The 18087-nt window shown below is 44.6% G+C and carries 14 protein-coding genes; 5 read left to right on the top strand and 9 right to left on the bottom strand.

Annotation, left to right across the window (positions count from 1 at the left end; translation table 11 throughout):
- Positions 1-41: 41 nt before the first annotated feature.
- The 3 genes from ACOJR9_RS03435 to folB are packed head-to-tail and all read right to left on the bottom strand — an operon-like array spanning position 42 to position 1698.
- Positions 42-842 carry an undecaprenyl-diphosphate phosphatase gene (locus tag ACOJR9_RS03435; RefSeq protein ID WP_420934994.1) on the bottom strand — a complete coding sequence of 267 codons (801 nt, stop codon included), beginning with the start codon at positions 840-842 and terminating at the stop codon, positions 42-44.
- Between the two features lie 8 nt (positions 843-850).
- Entirely contained in the window at positions 851-1345 is a 495-nt protein-coding gene (gene folK, locus ACOJR9_RS03430) for a 2-amino-4-hydroxy-6-hydroxymethyldihydropteridine diphosphokinase (RefSeq protein WP_420934993.1), read from the bottom strand.
- On the bottom strand, positions 1345-1698 hold the full coding sequence (gene folB / locus ACOJR9_RS03425) for a dihydroneopterin aldolase (RefSeq protein ID WP_420934992.1): 354 nt from the start codon (positions 1696-1698) through the stop codon (positions 1345-1347). Before folB ends, folK begins: the two co-directional genes overlap by 1 nt.
- 338 nt (positions 1699-2036) lie before the next feature.
- On the opposite strand from folB, the gene plsY reads away from it, so the two are divergent.
- Complete coding sequence (gene plsY / locus ACOJR9_RS03420) at positions 2037-2639, top strand: glycerol-3-phosphate 1-O-acyltransferase PlsY (protein WP_420934991.1); 603 nt, start codon at positions 2037-2039, stop codon at positions 2637-2639.
- Positions 2640-2702: 63 nt separating this feature from the next.
- Here the strand turns inward: plsY and ACOJR9_RS03415 are convergent, their stop codons facing one another.
- Both ACOJR9_RS03415 and tsaD read right to left on the bottom strand, forming a co-directional pair.
- Positions 2703-3962, bottom strand: coding sequence for an ectonucleotide pyrophosphatase/phosphodiesterase (locus tag ACOJR9_RS03415; protein ID WP_420934990.1), 1260 nt, complete (start codon positions 3960-3962; stop codon positions 2703-2705).
- A 98-nt stretch (positions 3963-4060) separates the two neighbouring features.
- Positions 4061-5074, bottom strand: a complete 1014-nt coding sequence (gene tsaD / locus ACOJR9_RS03410; protein WP_420934989.1) for a tRNA (adenosine(37)-N6)-threonylcarbamoyltransferase complex transferase subunit TsaD — start codon at positions 5072-5074, stop codon at positions 4061-4063.
- Between the two features lie 368 nt (positions 5075-5442).
- Between tsaD and rpsU the strand changes: the two genes are divergently transcribed.
- The 4 genes from rpsU to rpoD all read left to right on the top strand — a co-directional run bounded on the left by rpsU (position 5443) and on the right by rpoD (position 10650).
- Positions 5443-5658: a 30S ribosomal protein S21 gene (gene rpsU, locus ACOJR9_RS03405; protein ID WP_012517258.1), complete on the top strand. Its 216-nt coding sequence runs from the start codon at positions 5443-5445 to the stop codon at positions 5656-5658.
- Between the two features lie 427 nt (positions 5659-6085).
- Complete coding sequence (locus ACOJR9_RS03400) at positions 6086-6532, top strand: GatB/YqeY domain-containing protein (RefSeq protein WP_420934988.1); 447 nt, start codon at positions 6086-6088, stop codon at positions 6530-6532.
- 155 nt (positions 6533-6687) lie between these two features.
- Positions 6688-8466 carry a DNA primase gene (gene dnaG / locus ACOJR9_RS03395; protein WP_420934987.1) on the top strand — a complete coding sequence of 593 codons (1779 nt, stop codon included), beginning with the start codon at positions 6688-6690 and terminating at the stop codon, positions 8464-8466.
- A 351-nt stretch (positions 8467-8817) separates the two neighbouring features.
- Positions 8818-10650, top strand: coding sequence for an RNA polymerase sigma factor RpoD (rpoD, locus tag ACOJR9_RS03390; protein WP_420934986.1), 1833 nt, complete (start codon positions 8818-8820; stop codon positions 10648-10650).
- A gap of 413 nt (positions 10651-11063) precedes the next feature.
- Here rpoD and ACOJR9_RS03385 read toward each other — a convergent pair whose 3' ends face one another.
- The 4 genes from ACOJR9_RS03385 to ACOJR9_RS03370 all read right to left on the bottom strand — a co-directional run bounded on the left by ACOJR9_RS03385 (position 11064) and on the right by ACOJR9_RS03370 (position 18080).
- Positions 11064-12683, bottom strand: a complete 1620-nt coding sequence (locus ACOJR9_RS03385; protein ID WP_420934985.1) for a methyl-accepting chemotaxis protein — start codon at positions 12681-12683, stop codon at positions 11064-11066.
- A gap of 164 nt (positions 12684-12847) precedes the next feature.
- Positions 12848-14029, bottom strand: a complete 1182-nt coding sequence (locus tag ACOJR9_RS03380; protein WP_420934984.1) for a topoisomerase IV — start codon at positions 14027-14029, stop codon at positions 12848-12850.
- Positions 14030-14063: 34 nt separating this feature from the next.
- A complete protein-coding gene (locus ACOJR9_RS03375) occupies positions 14064-14468 on the bottom strand; it encodes a phosphate ABC transporter substrate-binding protein (protein WP_420934983.1) in 405 nt (134 codons plus the stop codon).
- A 504-nt stretch (positions 14469-14972) separates the two neighbouring features.
- Positions 14973-18080: an efflux RND transporter permease subunit gene (locus tag ACOJR9_RS03370; protein WP_420934982.1), complete on the bottom strand. Its 3108-nt coding sequence runs from the start codon at positions 18078-18080 to the stop codon at positions 14973-14975.
- Positions 18081-18087 lie beyond the last annotated feature (7 nt).

Genomic DNA, 18087 nt, shown 5'->3' with positions numbered 1-18087 from the left:
TGATTATGGTTACTAATAAAAGTGTTCCCGCTAAACGCGGTCTACGTAAAAACAAACCATAATAGTATTGCACCTAGCGCGAGTCGGTATATCACGAAAGGAAGCATACCTATACGCGCAATCCAGCTTAAGAATAAGTAAATACAGAGATAAGCACTCACAAAAGAGAACATAGCCCCGTACATTAATGCTTGCCAGTCCACAGCTTCATTGGCTTTAATCAAATCGTAGGTTGCCAACAAACCCGCACCGAGAATCACTGGAATGGACAATAAAAATGAAAAGCGGGCACATGCTTCACGCTTTAAGCCAAGCATCAGTCCTGCAGTCATGGTTATTCCCGAACGAGATGTGCCGGGTATTAACGCCAACACTTGTGCCAAACCAATGAATATAGCTTGTTTGATGTTCAGTGTATCTAGCTCGTGCTTGCGCTTGGCGGTCGCATCGGCGTACCACAATACTAGGCCAAAAATGATGGTTGTTGCGGCAATAACCACTGCCGTACGAGCGTTGTCTTCAATCCAGCCCTTCATAAGAAAACCCACAATAACCGCAGGAATGGTCGCAATAATAACGTACCACGCCAACTTGCTGTCGGTGGACTGCTGCTTACTGAACCCTTGCGTACACCATGCAACCGTCATCTGCATAATTTCTTGGCGAAAATAAATCATGACGGCTAACAAGCTGCCCACATGAACCGCGACATCGAAGGCCAAACCTTGGCTTACCCAGCCAAAAAGCTCCGCCGGTAACAGTAAATGCCCCGAGCTACTAATGGGTAAAAACTCCGTTACCCCTTGGATAATAGCCAATATTATAATTTCAAAAAGTGTCATTCCCTTGTTTAGCTCCAAGTAAAGTCAACAGGCCAAAGTCGCTGCTTCTGCTTATCGAAAGACGCCCACATGTGGGCATAGGTTTGTTGTGTTTCAGGATGAATACTATGAGGTACCAGCTCTGCCAGTGGCCATAATACAAAGGCATTGTGACAGATCTCTTCTCTTGGTAATACAACCGGTGAATGAGTCACGGTGTCACCATAGGTAAGAAGATCTAAATCCAGTGTGCGAGCACAAAACTTTTTATCTGTGTGAACGCGCCCATTCTCCCGCTCAATGCCTTTCAAGATTTCACATACTTCCTCAATACTCAGTGAGGTATGTGCTTTTGCCACTAAGTTATAGAATGGACTGCCGCTAAACCCTACCGCTTCACTTTCATACACTGAAGATAGCGAGACGTCTTGAAAGTGCGTTTTTAACGCAATAACTGACTGTCGAGTATAGTGCTCACGCTCAATATTAGAGCCTACACTGATCAAAATCGTGTGTTGTGACATTAACTTCGCTCTCGACAAAGCTCGACGGCCACCGTTTGCGCATTGGGTAAAATATTCGGCTTTACAATTTTAACGGTAATAGCGGACACCGCAAAAGCGTCTAGCACTGATGTCATTACGGCGTTACCAAAGGCTTCTAACAGTTCAAACTCACTGCGCCGACCAACTTCAACGATACACTCGGCTACTTTTGCATAATCAATGGTGTCGTTTACATCATCGCTTTGCATGGCTGCCTTTAGGTCGGCGGATAGGGTTACGTCTAAAAGCAGCGCGGTTTGCTGTGTGCGCTCCCAATCGTAAACCCCAATTAACGTATTTACCGTCAATCCAGTTATGTATATTTTACCCATGAATTTTTTCAACTTTTTGTGTTTACTGGTCTTACTACTGCGAATTGAACAATATAAATCTTGCTCAAAGGTGGTATATCGTATTTGGATGAAGTAGCGTTATGCTGACGCAACGCCTACCGCAGTAGATGATGAACAACTATACCGCCCTATGGCAACAGTGAGCAACTCAGGTTTACAATTTTAAGGAAGACAAAACCGTTAAGTGAGACTAACCGTTATCAAGTGTAACCTTATTTTCAATAATGGGGGTCGCAACTTACAATCTTAAATTTATTAGCGTTGTAATAGCCAACACGTAAGGGAAGTAAAATGCCAATGAGTACTAGAACAAACTAATGATCTCTTTAACAATATTAATGGTTGCCGTTGCGTATCTTTTTGGTTCGCTGTCGAGTGCGGTACTCATTAGCCGAATATTTCATCTTCCAGACCCAAGAACTGCTGGCTCCAAAAATCCAGGCGCCACGAATGTATACCGGCTCGGTGGACGTGTACCAGCCCTGCTAGTTTTAGTCATGGACATCTTAAAGGGAACGATACCTGTTTATGGCAGTTACTTTTTAAATATTGAACCTGTGCTGTTAGGGCTAATTGCAATAGCCGCATGCCTTGGTCACATTTTCCCACTGTACTTTGGTTTTAAAGGCGGAAAGGCGGTGGCGACCGCTTTTGGTGCCATGTTGCCAATAGGTTTAGACTTGGCAGGGCTTCTCATTGTGAGCTGGGTGCTTGTGGTCTTTATCACCGGCTATTCTTCATTGGGCGCGCTTGTTGCTGTAAGCCTAGCGCCCCTTTTTACTTGGCTGGTAAAACCGCTCTATACAATTCCAGTGGCCATGTTATCCATACTCATTATTATTAGGCATAAAGACAACATTGTACGGCTTTTTAGCGGCTCTGAGAGTAAAGTGTGGGATAAAGGGTCGATCAAAGAATAACTTACCCCCAGTGTTAATGTTTCAGCGCTAATGTTTCAATGTTAGTGTTTCAGTGCTTATGTTTCAAAGTGAGTGCACTAGCCCTTGATTGAGTACATCAAGTTTGCCATCTATGGGCGTGAACGGCGCTATACCCATTATTTTAGCAAGGGCAGGATAAACCTCTAAGTTACTGAACACCGGCAGCGTAACCCCTTTTTTGAAAGCAGGGCCTGCAGCAATAAAAGTGGCGCCCATATCAGGCAGCGTATTGAGGTAACCATGACCGCCTTTGCTGATATGTCCTGTTGCATCATCAATAAAACGCGCTGGGGGTGCCACCTCTAACAGGATGTCTCCCGTTCTACTCCCCTTTTCAAATTGACGTATTGCTCGCTGAGCATCGCTAAGCACAACGAACTGTCCCTTGTACCGCTCATTAGAGATAGCAGATAAGCGGTTTGTCTCTTGCAATATCACTTCTTCACTCGCGTCTTTAGGGGCGTAAATATGAACTTGTGCACCCTCGTTCTCTACCGAGAATGTATCTGGGATAGACAGTGCCGACACATCAATTGCCTTTTTGCTGTCTACCGGAGTCATACCGTGGTCAGATACAATCACTACATTAACGTTTATGTCTAATGCCTGAATTCTGTCATACAACTCACCCACAAGGGCGTCCACTTCCACAACTGCATCTTTGGTTAAGGGCGAATAAGGCCCTTCGTCATGACCTACTGTATCAGTAAGCGAAAAATAGCCCGTGATAAAGCGCGGCCGAGATACTTCAGGCAGACTTAACCACTGAACCATCTGATCTATTCGCTGTTGATAGCTTGTATATTTTGAATAGGGAAAATAGTAGGTAGGAGTAGCACCGCCAATCCGCGCATCGGATTCTGGCCAGAAAAAGGTTGCCGCTTTTAGCCCGTTTAACTCCACTAAATTCCACAGCGGCGTGGCAGTAATCCACGTACTGTCAACTTTTCCCTTGCCCATGCTGTACTGAGCAAAACCGTCTTTCGATGGTCTCGATTTATCAAAAAAACGATTATTCACAATGCCATGGTGTTTAGGTAATAACCCTGTTATCAACGATAAATGATTAGGAAACGTATTTGCCGGATAAACCGGCGTCATGCTTGATGCACGCACACCCTCTTTGGCTATGCGAGCTAGATGAGTCGCGCCGTGTAACTCAATGTAATCGTGTCTGAAACCATCGAGAGAAACTAAGACAACATGCTGACTTTGCTGCGCCGCTGCATCGTTAGCACTGGCCGTATGTGCAAGTGCCAGCAGCCACCATGTGATTAACACAGTAGCAATTAATTTAGACATTTTCTTATTCCTTATCATTATCACTTGGAAGGCCAATAGTGAGGTCTACTTCAACACGCTAAGCGCTTACTGTTAAACACGTTCGTCTAATCCTGCCTCTATACTGCACTGAGACTATCTAGTGGCCAGCGGGGTTTCGCCTGAGAACTTAAGTCGAGAACCTCGTTAGCTTTTAATCTCTGCATACCGGCGTAGGCAATCATCGCACCATTATCGGTACAGTAGGCAAGGCTGGGGTAATACACCTCGCCGTGTAGCTCATCCATCAACACCGTCATTTTTTGCCGCAGCATATGATTGGCGCTTACTCCGCCTGCAATAACCAGTCTTCTCATGCCTGTTTGTTTCAGCGCCCGCTTGCATTTGATCATAAGCGTGTCCACCACTGCTTCTTGAAATGCAAACGCTATGTTGGCTTTAACTTGGTCGCTTCCGTCGGATGCCCGAATAGTGTTTGCGGCAAAAGTTTTCAGGCCACTAAAGCTAAAATCTAGCCCCGGCTTGTCGGTCATTGGTCTTGGGAATTTATAATGGCCAGGTTCACCCTTTTCCGCTAATTTGGCAAGCAATGGACCTCCTGGGTAATCTAAGCCGAGCAGTTTCGCGGTTTTATCAAACGCTTCACCTGCTGCGTCATCTACCGACTCTCCAAGGACTTCGTATTGACCAATACCTTTCACTTTGACAAGCATTGAGTGGCCACCAGAAACCAGTAACGCGACAAAGGGGAAGGACGGCGCATTTTCTTCTAACATCGGTGCGAGTAAATGACCTTCCATGTGGTGCACACCAACGGCCGGCACATTCCACGCATAAGCTAGGGATCGCCCAACAGATGAACCCACAAGCAGTGCACCAATGAGACCGGGGCCCTGTGTAAAGGCAACGCCATCAATCTCTTTAGGTGTTGTGTTCGCGTCAGTCAGCGCTTTTTCAATAAGGGGAATAATCTTGCGAACATGATCGCGAGATGCCAACTCAGGAACGACTCCACCATAGTCGGCATGGAGTTTAACTTGGCTATATAACTCATGAGATAATAAGCCCATCCCGTCATCATATACCGCGATGCCGGTTTCGTCGCACGACGTCTCAATTCCTAAAATTCGCATTAAGCGCTCACCTTTTTACAACAAAAATCCATAATTTTACTAGCGATCTGTGGCAATCATCTTTATGATCCACCCGTGATTATCTTTCTAACCCGAAATTCAAAATCCAGACACGCTCTAAAAAGGCAGCATTAGGGGCTTGAAAATGGGAAGCTTATATTCCGTAGGCGCAGAGTTTACCTGTAAACCTGCATTCATGGAATGCTAGCAAAGGAGTAAATGCACGATATTGACTATTTTTTAGCAATTCATCCTTTACTTTCTCTGTAGAAATGATTAGAATTTCGCACCATTTTTAACCCGGGTGGCCTTTTTAGCGCACAATTTTACCCGGATATACACAGTAAAGTTTTGAGGTGAGTGTTTAAATGCCTATCGTTAAAGTTAGAGAAAACGAGCCGTTTGATGTGGCGCTGCGTCGTTTTAAGCGTTCTTGTGAAAAAGCAGGTGTTCTATCTGAAGTTCGTCGTCGTGAATTCTTCGAAAAACCTACGTGGGAACGCAAGCGCAAGAAAGCTGCCGCTAAAAAGCGTCATCTTAAGAAGCTAGCTCGTGAAAACGCACGTCGCGTAAAACTCTACTAAACCAGGGTTTAATTACGAGTCAGAAAGGTGTTGCCATTGCAGCACCTTTCGTGTTTTTGAAGTATCAAAAAGGTCTTAGTTGGCCTTTTTTTGTATCTGCTTTATTGATTCGCATGCTACAGGTGCTTTTTTTGGTGATACTTTTTCATTTAACCCATCTCTTTTATCCTTCTTCTGTTCTTCTTTAAAATCGACACATTCCTTATCAGGATTAGTCGTTAGCAAAAGCAGCATCAATACCTATATGTGTACGCTTGTTAACTGTGCGCTTTTTATGGTGACGCGGCGCGGCGCGGTTTCACCTAACGCTAACATCATTAATAGTCCTTTCATTTTTAACCCTTCCATTTATCATTCTATTGATTATCCTATTACCCAATAGAACATACTCACTAACGACGACTACACAAAAAATACGGAAACTATCATGGCATTAATTGATGATTTAAAATCTGCCCAAAAAGATGCAATGCGTGCAAAAGAAAAACTGCGCTTAGGTACTATACGAATGGCTCTTGCCGCGATTAAACAAAAAGAAATCGACGAGCAAATCACATTAGATGATTCTGCGATCTTAGCGGTACTTACGAAAATGGTGAAACAGCGTCAAGACGCCGCGGCACAGTTTGATGCAGCGAACCGCGATGACCTAGCAAGCAAGGAACGGGAAGAAATTACCTATATTGAACACTTCTTGCCTCAGCCACTGACTGACGAAGAACTCAATGCGTTAATTGACGACACCATGGCCTCAACTGGCGCATCAGGTATGCAAGATATGGGGAAAGTCATGGGCGCCTTAAAACCTAAGGTACAAGGTCGTACTGATATGGGCGCACTGAGTGCAAAAATTAAAGCCCGCTTAAATGCGTAAGGATGCAAGCGCAATAATCACTGATTCGAAAACCATCAGTAAAGTGTGCTAACGTTTACCCATTACCGCAACCAATAAACTTGGGTGCGGTAATACATTCTCATTTTTCGCTATCCCTGTTAAAGTAACTGTCGTTTTATCTATACGAAATCCTCATGGCTGGAAAAATACCCCGCGACTTTATTGATGATCTCCTTTCTCGCACCGATGTGGTTGAAGTGGTCGATAGCAGAGTTAAATTAAAAAAAGCAGGTAAAAATTATCAGGCTTGTTGCCCTTTTCATAACGAGAAGTCGCCCTCTTTTACAGTCAGCCAAGATAAGCAGTTCTATCATTGTTTTGGATGTGGCGCCCACGGCAACGCCATTTCGTTTATTATGGAATTCGACCGCCTTGAGTTTGTTGAAGCCATTGAAGATCTTGCAAGATATCACGGCCTAGAAGTTCCCCGTGAAAAGGGCAGTCGGCCGGCTATGAGTGAGGAAAAGAAACAGCAACTTCAAGACGACTACAGTTTAATGGAGCAGGTTGCGCGCTTTTTTCAGCACCAATTACGTCAAAACGGAAACAGCAAGAAAGCCATCGATTATCTTAAAAATCGAGGTTTGAGTGGCGACATTGTCAAGCAGTGGGAAATTGGCTATGCGCCGGATGGCTGGAGCGCATTGCTTGATACATTTGGAAAAAGTCCTCAACAAATAAAGCAGCTTATTGATTTGAGGTTGGTCAATAAAAATGACCAGGGTCGAACCTATGACTTTTTCCGCGACCGCATTATGTTTCCCATTCGAGACAAAAGAGGACGTGTAGTGGGCTTTGGGGGGCGAGTTCTGGAAGGCGATGGCCCTAAATACCTTAACTCGCCTGAAACGCGAATTTTCCACAAAGGTAACGAGCTATTTGGCTTTTACTCTGCACGCCAACAAAACAGACAGCTAGATACAGTGGTCGTCGTAGAAGGCTACATGGACGTGGTGGCGTTAAGTCAGTTTGATATTAATATCGCCACCGCAGCCCTAGGCACCGCCACTACCTTAGAGCATATCCAAATGCTGGTTCGCGCAACATCGCATATTGTATGCTGTTATGACGGTGACCGCGCAGGTCGTGAAGCGGCATGGAGAGCGTTAGAAAATGCGCTTCCCGCATTAAAAGACGGCGTTCGTTTGTCATTTTTATTTTTACCCGACGGAGAAGATCCAGATACCATGGTGCGTCAAGTGGGCAAAGATGCCTTCTTAGCGTTGCTGAACGACGCTGTACCTTTGTCACGTTTCTTTTTTGAAAACCTTCTTAAAAGTCATAATGTGGGCACACCTGAAGGCAAAATAGCCCTTAAGAAAGCCGCGATGCCTCTTATCGAGTCAACATTAGGTGTCGATCAGAAAAATATGTTGCTTGAAGAACTTGCTAAGCACACTGGTGAGTTTGACCGCTTTAAGCTGCAACAGGACATCTCAAAAGCCAACCAAGGGAGCAAAAAAGCTTATTCACCAAACCTAACTCAGGTAAATAAACCTAAGTTATCTCCCCTTCGCATGCTTATTCGTCTACTTTTAGATTCACCAAGGCTGGCTGCTATTTGCGACGATGTGCAAATTGACATTTTTAACGGTAGCCCAGCAGCTGGTATGGATTTACTACGCGATGTACATGCATTTTGTTTGGCTAATCCAGACGCTAAAACAAGCCAGCTAGTTGAAAACTTCCGTGACCATCCCCACTCTATTACTATCGCAAAGTTACTGTTGCAAGAGCATTTAGTCAAAGATGAAGACGCAGAGCGTGTTTATAATGACAGCTTTACCCGTCTACTTGATGCTCATCTTGAAAGCCGCATAGAAACCCTATTGTCGCGCTCTCGGATTCAATCCCTCAGTAGAGCAGAGAAAGAAGAGTTAACGCTGTTAATGAAAGAACGCCAGAATAATTAGTGGTCTGTAATTTCGAATGGTGGCTGTTTAAAAAATCAGCCAGTAATCTGGTAAAATCACTGGTTTTTCTGTTATACTGACCAATTCGCTGTGTACAGTCGCAATGTATATAGATGATGCAACGCCTAACTAGCTTGTGAACGAAAAAACAGCAATATAAGTAAACAATACATAGCCGATAACACGAGCAAAACCAAACTCGGGCGGATGCGCATCGCACAAATAGGCGTCGCATTGGGCATAAACGGCATTAATACGAACACCAGTACTCCAGCAGATAAGACCGAACATACGTCAGCGTATGTGGTCTTTTCTATTGCAAACTAATTGAATGTGAGAAGTGTAGGTTATATGGCGCAAAGCAAGCAGTCTCAGATTAAGCTCCTGATTGCAAAAGGTAAAGAGCAAGGTTACTTAACCTTTGCAGAAGTTAACGACCACCTGCCGCAAGATATTGTCGATTCAGATCAAATTGAAGACATTATCCGCATGATTAACGACATGGGAATTCAAGTGTCTGAATCAGCTCCTGATGCAGATGAACTTCTCATGCAAGAAGCAAATGCAGACGAAGATGCAGCAGAAGCTGCAGCTCAAGCACTTGCAACCGTAGAAAGTGAGATTGGCCGTACTACAGACCCTGTCCGCATGTACATGCGTGAGATGGGAACAGTAGAACTGCTAACTCGTGAAGGCGAAATTGAAATAGCCAAACGTATTGAAGATGGCATAAACCAAGTTCAGTGTTCTGTTGCAGAATACCCAGAAGCAATCACGTATTTACTTGATCAATGGGACCTCTATGAAGCAGAAGAGATTCGCTTAAGCGATATTATCTCTGGCTTTGTTGACCCTGATGACGATCAAGACCTTGCTCCAACGGCGACGCACATCGGTTCTGACCTTTCAGAAGAAGAGTTAGAAGACGAAGACGATGACAGCGATGACGAAGATGAGGAAGAAGAAGACACTGGTGTCGACCCTGAGTTGGCCAGAGCGCGTTTTGACGAACTTCGTACTCAGTACATCAAGACGCGTGATGTGATTGAGAAAAAAGGTCGTTCGCATGCAGAAGCGCGTAAGCAGATCAACGCACTGAGCGACGTTTTCAAAGAATTCAGACTTGTTCCTAAGCAGTTCGATCGCATGGTGAAAAACATGCGTAACATGATGGATAAAGTTCGTATTCAAGAACGTCTTGTGATGAAGTTTTGCGTAGTTAACGCAAAAATGCCAAAGAAAGACTTTATTAAGGCGTTTGCGGGAAATGAAACGTCAACAGCGTGGCTTTTTGCTGCAGTTAAATCTGGCGCTCCTTACGCCGACGAACTTGCTGTGAACCAAGAAGAAGTAGAACGCTGTATAAGTAAGATGAATCAAGTTGAACAAGAGACTGGCTTGGTTATCGCTGACATTAAAGACATTAACCGTCGTATGTCTATCGGTGAGGCGAAAGCTCGCCGTGCGAAGAAGGAAATGGTGGAAGCTAACCTTCGTCTTGTTATCTCAATTGCTAAGAAGTATACCAACCGCGGTCTTCAGTTCCTTGACCTTATTCAAGAAGGTAACATAGGCCTTATGAAGGCAGTTGATAAATTTGAATACCGTCGTGGTTATAAGTTTTCAACATATGCAACGTGGTGGATCCGCCAGGCTATCACGCGTTCAATCGCAGACCAAGCCAGAACAATCCGTATTCCTGTGCACATGATTGAAACGATCAACAAGTTAAACCGTATCTCTCGCCAGATGCTTCAAGAGATGGGCAGAGAGCCAACGCCAGAGGAGTTATCTGAACGCATGCTAATGCCGGAAGATAAAATTCGTAAGGTGCTTAAGATAGCAAAAGAACCGATCTCTATGGAGACGCCAATTGGTGATGATGAAGATTCACATCTTGGTGACTTCATTGAAGATAGCACCATTGTCCAGCCTCTGGACTCAGCAACTGGCGGAAGCTTGAAAGGTGCTACACAAGAAGTATTAGCTGGTCTTACAGCCCGTGAAGCTAAGGTTTTACGGATGCGTTTTGGTATTGATATGAATACTGACCACACGCTTGAAGAAGTGGGCAAGCAGTTTGACGTTACTCGTGAGCGTATTCGTCAAATTGAGGCTAAAGCATTACGCAAGCTTCGCCACCCTAGCCGCTCTGAGCAGCTTCGCAGCTTTTTAGACGAGTAGCTCTATTAGCCCAAGTATTAGATCGACGTAACTAGAAACCTCAATTTAATGCGTATTTAGGCAAGATGAGTAAGAAAAAATAAAATCCCTGGCAGCAGCCGGGGATTTTTTTTGCCTGCGTTCATATTCAGTCACTGTATTACTGCAGCTAATAAGTGCATCCTCCATAGCTCATATAATAGCTAGTCTTAGTTTATTTCATAGGATGGGATAATTGGTGACTTAATTTCTAGAGAAAAAGTCCAAGCAAAATGCTTATTGAAAATTTTGAGAAAGACGATAAAAACTTTCGAAGAAATGAACGGAAAAGTCAGAGATGGGAATTAACGACTTTAGCGTTTAATAAGCGAAAAATAGAAAAGAAAAAACCTCCAAACGGAGGTTTTTTAAGATTGAATAATCTGACGGTATCGTTACACGCGGAACTGTTTAGCGATAGATTCTAAATGCTGCGCTAAATTAGCAAGCTCGTTACACATGCTTCCTAGCTCCCCAGAGCGAGTGGCTGTTTGTTCGGTCCGTTGGTGAATCTCGTCTACATGACGGACGATATCAACAGCAACAGTGCGCTGATCCTCGGTATTGTGCGCGATTTGCTCGTTCATATTATTTATGCGGCCAATCGTACTAGTAATTGTCTCTAGGCTAATACCAGCTCGATTCGCCGTTTCCACGCTGTTAGAAGCTTGCTCAGTGCCCTTCGCCATTACTTGTACCGCAGATTGAGCTGCACTCTGAAGCTGCTCAATCGTGTTTTGTATTTCTTCTGTTGATTGCTGAGTACGTGAAGCCAATGTCCTCACTTCATCAGCAACCACCGCAAACCCACGCCCTTGCTCGCCTGCTCGCGCAGCCTCAATCGCTGCATTGAGTGCAAGTAAATTTGTCTGCTCTGCAATCCCTTTAATAACGTCTAAAACAGACCCGACCTTATTCGAATCAGACTCTAAACGACCTATTACATCAGCAGTTTCTCGCACGTTGTTCGCAAGTTGCTGGATACTGGTTACCGTTTGCTGAACAATTTGACGACCTTCACTCGCTGCGTTTGTTGCCTCGTTAGCATCGTTTGCTGCTTGCGCTGCACTTCGCGCTACATCGTCTACAGAGCCGCTCATCGTATCGACGGCTTGTTTTGCATTAGTCGCTGAACGTTGCTGTACATCAATGGTTCGCTGTGTCTCCTCAGTCACACCTCGAAGGTTTTGCGCTAAGTTTGAGAGTGGAAGGCTAGCTTCAACAACATCCCTTACAACGCCCTGCAGCTTCTCCATAAATTGGTTGAACCAATGGACTAATTCACCAATTTCATCTTCACTTTTAGTGTCAATGCGAACAGTTAAATCACCATTTTCTTGTGCAATATCTTTTAGTGAGCGAACCACATCGTCAATGCTTTGCTTTATGCCTCGAACAATGGGTATTGCAGTAGCGAATAACAAAATGGAAACCACGATCGCTAAAATCACGCCCGTGCTAATGAGCGACGTATTTGCCGAGTCGGTATTTTCGAACGCTTTTTCAAAGGCATCTTGCTGGTCGTCTCGAAACCGAGTCATTGCGGCTATTACGCCATCATAGGACGTATTCATTCGGCTTGATAACTCCCCCAAACGACTAAAATCGGCAGTACCATCCACCATTGATTGGGAAACATCAAAGGCAACTTTAAAATAGTCGTCAAAGCCGTATAAAATTTTAGTCATGTCTGAACGAAAATCAGGGCTAATACCAGCAATTTGATTCATTCCGCCTTTTGCTTCTTTTGCCAAGTTTTGAGCTGCAACAAGAGTATCTTGATCACCTGTAGTAACCGCACTAGATAGTGTGTCTCGTACTTTTTGCATTTCAACAAGCGTGGTGGCAGAGAGCTGAAGTGCTGGAAACTGCACTGTTTGGACTTTTTCTAAAATAGCGCCATTGTTTAACGCAGTATAGACAGTGATTAGAAGGTAAATAACGAAACTTAAAACAGCAATTCCTGGGATCAGGAAAATTTTCGTCGCTATTGGCATTTTTTTAAGAAAACTCATCTGCTATCTCACTATTTTTATTATCGTCCAACTACTGCCCAGGAACACCTGACAAGACACTATTACTGTAGTATATCTACAAGATTAACGAAAACTTTAACAAATAGTTAAAGCTCGGCGCTCTACGTACTCTTTTAGTACTCACGCCGAGCCTTGTTAGCGTTTTAGAACGTATAGTTTACGCCGACTTTGAGCAACGTCGCGTCGTTTAAGTCGTTAAGGTCATCGCTGTACCACGTTACGTCAGCCTTTAGCGCCAGCCCCGGCTCAACGTCATAACGAAGACCAGCAGTTACCGCAGACACGTCAAGGTCTTGCAGTGCAGCAATGCCGGTAGCCGCTTGATAAATACCAGACCACGTGGCATCCGTTACAGCGTCACCAGTAGCAATGGTTGAAGGGAGCGCTGCCACTAAACCAAGTTGCGCGCCATTGTCCGCTTCTTCAACCTCATAGGTAATATGAGGGGTGAACTTACCAAAGCGTAAACCCGCAGTCACGTACCATGCTTTATTGTCAGCTATCACAGAACCATCTACTTCTGTTTGTGTATATTCGGCACCCACAAACCAATCGTATTTATCTATACCAACGGCAACTTCAAAGAAGGTCCCGGTGTCTTTTTCAACTCGTAAGCCAGACGCTAATGCCGATGCGCCAGGAACAACTGCACCGAATTGAGCGGCACCGTCAACAAAACCATCAAACTCTGGGTTTTCTGCGCTTGTGCTGCCGCGTGCTAGCAAAGTACGCGCACTAAACCAATCTCTTGTCGCTTCAAACGATACTGCCAAAACATTGTCTAACGTTAAAGCTGCTGGTGTTCCAGAAATGGTGGTGTCCGCTTGAGCACGCCCTGTAGTGAACTGAGCACCGTATTCCCAATCGCCAGAGTAATTAGAATAATCAACTCTCACACCATCAATGTTGTTGAAGTCGATACCGTATACCGAATCTGGTGGCGTTAACCAGTGATAAGAATAACCAACATCTAGAGATGCAGAGTATTTAAATAGTGGCATACGAATTCGGCCTGCGCTAATACTTGTCGTATTAGACACGTTGTATGTCATGTAGGCCCACTCAAAGTCAGCGTTGTAGTCGTCTCTACCACGTCCAACAACCTGCGCAGTTGCGGACAGCTTATCGCTAATTTCACCGCGCACTTGGAGACCAAACACACTTGCTGGGTCGAAACTAAAATCACTGTCGTAATCGTAAACCGATTCGTTGTCGTCCAGTGTCATTCCGCCAATAAGGTTTGCGAATCCATTAATTTGAACTTCAGCGATTGTTGGTGCGGCCACAAGACTAGCCATTGATAAGATAGCAAGTTTCATTTTCATACTTGTTCCTTTAATTCAGTGTAATACGGTAAAATTAAAACGTTGCTACTACGCGAACACTGTCGTTCACGGCACCTGCGTCTACAAATCCAATAGCTCCAGGATTGGATGCTACCTCTGCAATCACCTCTGCATCAGTGCCAAAAGCTTTTGGCGGCTGACCTTTGCCTGTAAATACGAGCTTTGACCAAAAGGCCGTTAATTGAGACGCTGTTTTATTGAGCACTTTACCGTTAAATTCGTCGGTTGCAGCCTGACCCTCATCAAGCGCCACAGGTTCAGCCTGAGTTCCGTTTGGAAACGCCTTGGCTTTGTTCAGGAACAAACGCGTGATCGTTGCTTTATCAAGCGAATCGTTATTACTTGGGTGCACAACAACCGCTACATCAGCAAATGCCATGTTGCAGCATAAAGCTGCTGCAAGAATCCATTTTTTCATAAGATATCCTCTTAACTAATTCACGGTGTCGTTCACCGTATCTGTCGAAATCAGCCAGCGTCTGATTTGTAACTCAGTTCAAATTTGGTGCGAAAAAACCGACTATTCAGTCGTAATTTAATCTTCGCTTAAGTATTGGTCACAAATACCTGTAGCGCCAATTAAGTTGTTAATTTTTAATAGCTAAAAATTAGTAATATAGGCCTGATAAACTGTGATGACGCGCAGTGTAAAGAGAAGGAGATATTTGGCAACTAGACTAAGGACTAAGAAAAGGTGGTAGAGGTACGATCAGTATTAGAAAATGGTGTAAAAAATAAAGAAGAAGTAACTTTTGCGTTAAAAAACAGAACCTTAAAATATACATATAGAAGTTCAAACGCATCAAAACCAATATCAACGTATAAATTGACATACCTAATCGAATGAACCACAAAGCCTTGATTAGGTGAAAGTTGTGCGAACAAGTCCATGCTGGACCCGTTCACACTCACATGAATTCAATTAAACGTCGCCCTTTTTATATGGAATATCGCTGTCGAGCTTGTCAATCTCCTGCGTTCGTTTGAGCGGAGAATCCGTATTCCTAGCAAGCCAACTGTACGCCGTTGGTACTACATATAGCGTCATAAAGGCTGAGACCAATACACCTGAGAATATCACCATGCCGATTACCATACGACTTTCGGCACCTGGCCCAGTGGCAATAACTAAGGGCAGCGCGCTGAATACGGTTGTAAATCCGGTCATCACAATGGGGCGTAATCGTTGTGTGGCTGCCCGCTTTAGCGCTTCTTCAAACTCCATACCACTGTCGCGAAGCTGATTGGCAAACTCCACAATGAGAATACCATTTTTCGCAGCAAGACCTATTAGCATGACTAGACCAATCTGACTGTAAATGTTTATTGTCATACCTGAGAAAAACAGCCCGATATAAGCACCAACGAGTGCTAAAGGTACCGTTAGCATGATAACGAGCGGATGAACCCAGCTCTCAAACTGTGCCGCTAGGATGAGATAGGTAATCGCCAGTGCAAGCATAAACACATAGATAAACGAGCTGCCAGCTTCCTGATAAAGCTGTGACTCACCTTTGTAATCTATCGAAACGTTGTCAGGCAACTCAGTACGAACAATATCTTCTAGGTATGTCAGCGCCTGACCAAGTGTATAGCCCTCGGCTAGGTTTGCTGAAATTGTCACTGCCCGCATTCTATTGTAGCGATTTAATTGCGAAGATGTTGCCTGCTCTTCAAAAGTAAGCAGGTTATCCATGGGGATGAGTTCTCCGGTTCTTGCTGAGCGAACGTACAGGTTTTCAATGTTATTTGGGCTTCTAAAGTCATCTTCGATACCCTCTAAAATAACATCGTACTCTTCTCCCCTATCGAGGAAAGTCGACACTCTGCGCTGTCCCAGCATTACCTCAAGCGTTCCACCAATATCACTGATGGATACCCCTAAATCGGCCGCCCTGTCGCGATTGATATTCACTAAAAGCTGAGGCGACGTCTCTTTATAATCTGAATCTAATCGGATAAGCCCCGAGTTTTCAGCTGCCTTCTCAAGCACGATATCACGCCACGCCACTAGGTTTTCATAAGTGTCGCCTTTTAACACAAACTGTACAGGACGCCCAAATCCTCCGCCGGACACACCGCTTCGCATAATGGAAAACGCTCTTACATCAGGCACTGCAGTGAGCTTTTCGCTTAGCTCATCCATAAGCTCAAAGGTGCTAAAATCTCTTACATCCCAATCAGCAGAGCCCACAATCGCAATTCCGGCGTTACCACCAAACCCAGGCGTTCTCACCAAAAGGCGATTAATTTTCCCATTCTCGCGGTAAGGCATAAGGATATCTTCAATCTGTTTAAGATTGTCGGCGTTACTCTTAAAACTCGCACCTTCTTGTGCATTCATCAGAATAAAGAAATTACCCCTGTCTTCTTTGGGCACAAACTCGCTGGGCACTTTTTCTGAAAATTGAATAATAGCGATAACGGCAAATACCAGCAGCAACACCATGAGAATGGGCTGATGCAGGGTTTTGCCTAAACTCGAAAAGTAACGATTTTCAAGCGCAGAAAAGCGCGAGTCCATCCAGCTTCCAAAGCCAGAGGCACGCTCTCGCTTTTTCAGAATTTTAGAGGCCATCATTGGCGTTAGCGTAAGAGCGGTAAAGCTAGAGAACGCTACGGCAGCGGCGATAGCCAATGCAAATTCAGTAAACAAGCGGCCAATATTCCCTTCTAAGAATACCAGCGGAACAAATACTGAAATAAGCACGAGTGTGGTAGCAATGACTGCAAACCCTACTTCTTTTGCACCTCGATAAGAAGCCAAAATGGGCGGCTCGCCCATTTCAATTCTGCGATAAATATTCTCGAGAACAACAATGGCATCATCGACCACTAAGCCTATCGCTAACACCATTGCTAATAAGGTAAGCAGGTTGATTGAAAATCCAAGTGCGTACATCACCACAAAGGCGGCAATAAGCGAGACCGGCACGGTAACCGCGGGAATTAAGGTTGCGCGAATATTGCCAAGAAAGAGATAAATCACGATGACAACCATAAGCATAGCAATGCCAAGGGTTTCGTACACTTCATCAATAGAGGCTTCAATAAACACCGAAGAATCGTAGCTAGGTACAATAAAAATGTTATCTGGCAGTGAAGCTTCTATTTTCGCTATTTGTGCTTTTGCGGCTCTAGCTACTTCCAATGTGTTAGATTTCGACTGCTTGATAATACCAAGCCCAATCATATTAACACCGTCGCCACGAAACTCAGTTTCATCGTCTTCTGCGGTTAATTCTACGTTGGCGATTTCGCCTAACCGAACTAAATACCCATTTTCGCCCACTGCTACGGTTAATGCTGCAAAATCTTCTGGTGTCAAGAATGTGCGTGCGACTCGCACTTCAAAGTCTCTGTCTACCGATTCTACCTCACCCGCCGGCAGCTCCACATTTTCCGCCCGAATGACTTGTTCTACGTCGGCTACGGTAATGCCTCGGGCAGACATTGCCGTTCTGTCTAAGAACACCTTCATGGCATAGCGACGACCGCCACCTATCTGAACTCTTGCAACGCCATCAACAATAGAGAGTCGGTCGACGAGAAAGCGCTCGGCGTAGTCCGTAAGCTCCATTGTATTGAGATTGGTGCTTCGCAAGTTGTACCACACTACGGCACTTTCATCTGAGTTTGCTTTCGATACTTCGGGAGGATCGGCTTGATCTGGCAAATTATTTAATGCCCGACTGACCCGCTCTCGCACATCGTTGGCAGCGGCATCAATATCTCGGGTGAGTTTAAACTCAATAGTAATGTCAGACCTGCCGTTTCTAGACGTTGAAGTCACGTTCTTAATGCCTTCGATGCCGGAAATTCTGTCTTCTAACAGCTGGGTTATGCGCGTTTCAACGATGTTGGCCGATGCACCGGCATAAGTGGTATTCACCGATACAATAGGCGGGTCAATATCGGGGTATTCCCTTAGCGACAGCATGGAAATGGCAACCACACCGAAAATAACCAGTAGCAGGTTGATAACGGTTGCAAATACTGGGCGTTTAACAGAGACGTCAGACAATAACATAGTGCTG

This window comes from Alteromonas ulvae, assembly GCF_048987005.1.
Lineage (GTDB): Bacteria > Pseudomonadota > Gammaproteobacteria > Enterobacterales > Alteromonadaceae > Alteromonas.
This window is presented reverse-complemented; position numbering and strand designations above follow the sequence as displayed.

What these genes read in the sequence shown, in the direction of transcription:
- ACOJR9_RS03435 (WP_420934994.1), bottom strand. Translation starts at nt 842, where the DNA reads ATGACACTTTTTGAAATTATAATATTGGCTATTATCCAAGGGGTAACG.
- folK (WP_420934993.1), bottom strand. Translation starts at nt 1,345, where the DNA reads ATGTCACAACACACGATTTTGATCAGTGTAGGCTCTAATATTGAGCGT.
- folB (WP_420934992.1), bottom strand. Translation starts at nt 1,698, where the DNA reads ATGGGTAAAATATACATAACTGGATTGACGGTAAATACGTTAATTGGG.
- plsY (WP_420934991.1), top strand. Translation starts at nt 2,037, where the DNA reads ATGATCTCTTTAACAATATTAATGGTTGCCGTTGCGTATCTTTTTGGT.
- ACOJR9_RS03415 (WP_420934990.1), bottom strand. Translation starts at nt 3,962, where the DNA reads ATGTCTAAATTAATTGCTACTGTGTTAATCACATGGTGGCTGCTGGCA.
- tsaD (WP_420934989.1), bottom strand. Translation starts at nt 5,074, where the DNA reads ATGCGAATTTTAGGAATTGAGACGTCGTGCGACGAAACCGGCATCGCG.
- rpsU (WP_012517258.1), top strand. Translation starts at nt 5,443, where the DNA reads ATGCCTATCGTTAAAGTTAGAGAAAACGAGCCGTTTGATGTGGCGCTG.
- ACOJR9_RS03400 (WP_420934988.1), top strand. Translation starts at nt 6,086, where the DNA reads ATGGCATTAATTGATGATTTAAAATCTGCCCAAAAAGATGCAATGCGT.
- dnaG (WP_420934987.1), top strand. Translation starts at nt 6,688, where the DNA reads ATGGCTGGAAAAATACCCCGCGACTTTATTGATGATCTCCTTTCTCGC.
- rpoD (WP_420934986.1), top strand. Translation starts at nt 8,818, where the DNA reads ATGGCGCAAAGCAAGCAGTCTCAGATTAAGCTCCTGATTGCAAAAGGT.
- ACOJR9_RS03385 (WP_420934985.1), bottom strand. Translation starts at nt 12,683, where the DNA reads ATGAGTTTTCTTAAAAAAATGCCAATAGCGACGAAAATTTTCCTGATC.
- ACOJR9_RS03380 (WP_420934984.1), bottom strand. Translation starts at nt 14,029, where the DNA reads ATGAAAATGAAACTTGCTATCTTATCAATGGCTAGTCTTGTGGCCGCA.
- ACOJR9_RS03375 (WP_420934983.1), bottom strand. Translation starts at nt 14,468, where the DNA reads ATGAAAAAATGGATTCTTGCAGCAGCTTTATGCTGCAACATGGCATTT.
- ACOJR9_RS03370 (WP_420934982.1), bottom strand. Translation starts at nt 18,080, where the DNA reads ATGTTATTGTCTGACGTCTCTGTTAAACGCCCAGTATTTGCAACCGTT.